Source organism: Chamaesiphon sp. OTE_20_metabat_361, assembly GCF_031364565.1.
Map to the genome: position 1 here is coordinate 1 of NZ_JANLWO010000572.1, position 3172 is coordinate 3172.

General features: G+C 45.7%; 3 protein-coding genes and 1 pseudogene. 3 read left to right on the forward strand and 1 reads right to left on the reverse strand.

What is annotated here, in order from left to right; all coding sequences use genetic code 11:
- A pseudogene (locus RMO35_RS16485) lies at nucleotides 1-280 on the reverse strand (hypothetical protein); the annotation flags it as partial.
- Nucleotides 281-521: 241 nt separating this feature from the next.
- Here RMO35_RS16485 and RMO35_RS16490 point away from each other — a divergent pair.
- The 3 genes from RMO35_RS16490 to RMO35_RS16500 all read left to right on the forward strand — a co-directional run bounded on the left by RMO35_RS16490 (nucleotide 522) and on the right by RMO35_RS16500 (nucleotide 2986).
- The gene (locus RMO35_RS16490; protein ID WP_309742408.1) at nucleotides 522-1055 is read left to right on the forward strand and encodes a Uma2 family endonuclease; all 534 of its coding nucleotides are present in this window, start codon (nucleotides 522-524) and stop codon (nucleotides 1053-1055) included.
- Nucleotides 1056-1295: 240 nt separating this feature from the next.
- Nucleotides 1296-2021 carry a hypothetical protein gene (locus RMO35_RS16495; RefSeq protein WP_309742409.1) on the forward strand — a complete coding sequence of 242 codons (726 nt, stop codon included), beginning with the start codon at nucleotides 1296-1298 and terminating at the stop codon, nucleotides 2019-2021.
- 92 nt (nucleotides 2022-2113) lie between these two features.
- Entirely contained in the window at nucleotides 2114-2986 is an 873-nt protein-coding gene (locus tag RMO35_RS16500; RefSeq protein WP_396134943.1) for a YaaW family protein, read from the forward strand.
- Nucleotides 2987-3172 lie beyond the last annotated feature (186 nt).

The window sequence follows — 3172 nt, forward strand, 5'->3', positions numbered from 1 at the left end:
AGGGAATCTGCTCTCTAACGAGATATTTGCCTGTCTGTTCGAGACGATTGAAAAATACAGGATTCGCATAATCTCCTATTTGAATAACCCCATCATGCCACGCATAAAGTTCATACACTTCTTCTGAAAAACGAAAATCCATCTCTTCTGAATATACTTGTATTAAGTCCCTATCCAATCCAGGGCGAATTCCATCTCTTCTTATCTGGGAGGCGTGTGAGGAGGTACTTGTCTGAATCCAACTATCAATTTCTTGCAAAGCCTCTGTTAGCAAAGACATAGACTTAAATATTGTTTGTCATTAAATCAACGACAATTTCAATATAGCATCTGGTTTCGATCGATCCTATTCAACGCGGTTAGGGTGGAGAATATCTCGATCGAGCCTAAAGCATCAAAACTTTTCATACCCTCTATTAATCTCCACTCCTAAGATTTATAGATTCCAGCTACAGATAGTCTTACAAAACTTACGTTAAAATATAAGCCGAAGATCTGCTGTCACCATCCATTCAGATGCAATGCCATCAACCATTACCAGACCACTTAGTGAATTTCTTGCCCAGCCGAATATAGAGGCTTCTCCGGCATGGGAATTCATCAATGGCACTGCCCGCCAGAAAGTCATGCCCACCCTCTATCATTCCCGTCTTCAGCGTAACTTAGTCAACTGGATTAACCAGAACACTACTCGCTACGAGGCGATCCAGGAGCTGCGCTGTATTATTTCGCCAATTTCACCAGTTCCCGATATTGTGGTCATCGAGATCGATCGTCTTCCTCAAGCCGATGGCCCTTTTGAAGGTGCTCCTGACTGGGTAATTGAAATTAGATCGCCCGACCAAAGCATCCTCGATCTCCAAAATAAAATTCTCCATTGCCTGACTAATGGGACTCAACTAGCGTGGCTGATTGATATTCAGCGAGAGCAAATTTGGGTGTGGCAAACAGACGAATTACCGATTGTTTACGCTGGTACCAATATTTTGCCAGGATTAGCTGGACTTCCCACTATTAATGTTGCAGACGCGATCGCATTGACTCAACAACGATAAGATCTGCCACGATCGAAAGCACTGCTTTGTCTATCGCTTGAATCGATCGAGCCGAGCGACCGAGCAAGACGCAACGCAAGCGCAGTCATCGAACTCTCCGCAGCAGAAACTATAGACCCTACGGTAAAAGGACACGATCGAGCGCGAGCTGCTTCCAAGCTTGGGAGCGGAGACAATTCTGGAACGAGCGTCACTCCAGTTGTAGACTAGCTCAACAATCCTTTTTGATGTGGTGAGAGTATGTTTGTTTCTAAGCAATGGTGGAAATTAATTGGTTTAGTCGGTATTGTCGCTACGTTATCAAGCTGTAGTAGGGCACCAGCCAGCTCCACTCCTAGCACTCAAGCGATCGCAAATACTACTCCCGCGCCATTACCCGCGCCTCAAGAAGTCTTGATGACCGACTTCCAGCAGATCGATGGTACGCCCTATTTATATGCGCCGATTTATGTTGCGACCCAAGAACAAAGGAGTATTATCAAAGAAATTAAATCCGCTGCATCTGAGAGCTATGAAGGTCGCAGTGAGGGTGTAGATATTCGGAATTATATGTTCGTTCATCGGGACAATTTATCTGCAAGTAAATTGCTGACAAATAACAGTTCGCGATTGCTTCAGATGGAGCAAATCAGTGCAACTACTACCCCAGTTCGCCCAAATCCCGATAGTCCTCCTAAAGGAAAAGGGCTGAAAACAGTTACCGCACTTTGGCACCTTCAGGTCTTGACTGATACCAACGGCGATAAAATTTTTAGCAGCTCGGATCGCAAGCAGATTGCGATTTCAGATGTTTCGGGGGCAAGTTATACCGAGATAATCAAAGATATCGATCGAGTATTGCTAGTCTATCCCAAAGGACTCGATCGACGGTTGGTAATCTATACTTCGGGCGCCAAACGCTTTATTGCCGATGTAGACATCACTAAGCGCAAAGCGACCATCAAAGAGCTACCCTCCATAAATTAAACGTCCCTAGATAACCGGACACTGTTTTTTAAAATCGTGCGGTACACTGTAAGGTGATAGGATCGGTGGCAAGAGTGTGGGAGGAAGTTGCTTTGGATGAGTTACGAACGGCTTTAGAGTTGGCTACTGAAGACGAACTACAACAATTAACTAGGATTCTTTTCAGCCGTAAGTTCAACCCCTTAGATTACGTCCGCACGCCAGACTTAGTAGAGATCCAAAGTCAGGATCGGGATATTTGGCTAGATTCGATCGAGGATCGGTTTCGCTTTCTGGCGGCGGATGGGATTACAGTTTTACAGGGCAGAACTCAAGGTGTCAGTTATCGTCAGACATTGGTGCAAGTATGTCGGTATCTGAAAATTCCTTATTCTAGCCAACTGACGACAACTGACTTAGAATCAGAAGTCTTTTTGCATTTGATGGGCAAAAATTGGCACAAGTTGCCATCTGGAGATCGGGATCTACTAACGATTAGAGTCCAGAAATCCTTAGCAAATACTCGCTTCGACCAGCCATTACCCGCACACATTCAGCACGATCCGATCAAACTGATTTTAAAAGGTAGCAGCGCGATCGCGGTGAGTTCGGTAATTAAACCCTTAGTACTCCATCAAATCGCTCGTCAATTTGCTTTCCACTTTGCCAGTTATGAAGTCGCCAAGCAAACTCTAATTCGGGGCGGATTGGCGGCTACCAGCCAATTACAGAGCTATATCTCTCTGTATATGGCAAAACGCGGCATGATGCTCTCAGCGACCCAGCAGGTGGCTGTTAGAGGTGTATTTACAATTTTAGGGCCAGCCATGTGGGGCTGGTTTTTTGCAGATCTGGGCTGGAGGTCGATATCGACTAATTATGGTCGGATCATCCCGACGATCGTGGCATTAGCGCAAATCAGACTGACACGCTCCCACAATGCTTTCTCCACAGACTCAGGTGATTGGGAATTGGCATATGGTTAAATAAGTAGGTATGTACGGCGTTGCTTCATTTGGGTATGAAGCATAGATCTTGCCCTCACCCCCAACCCCTCTGTCTTGTCTTGACGCGCTCGACCTGGAGGGAACCTCCAGCCCAGATCTGCAAAAAACCAGCCCCACATGGCTGGACCTAAAATTGTAAATACACCTCTAACAGCCACCTGCTGG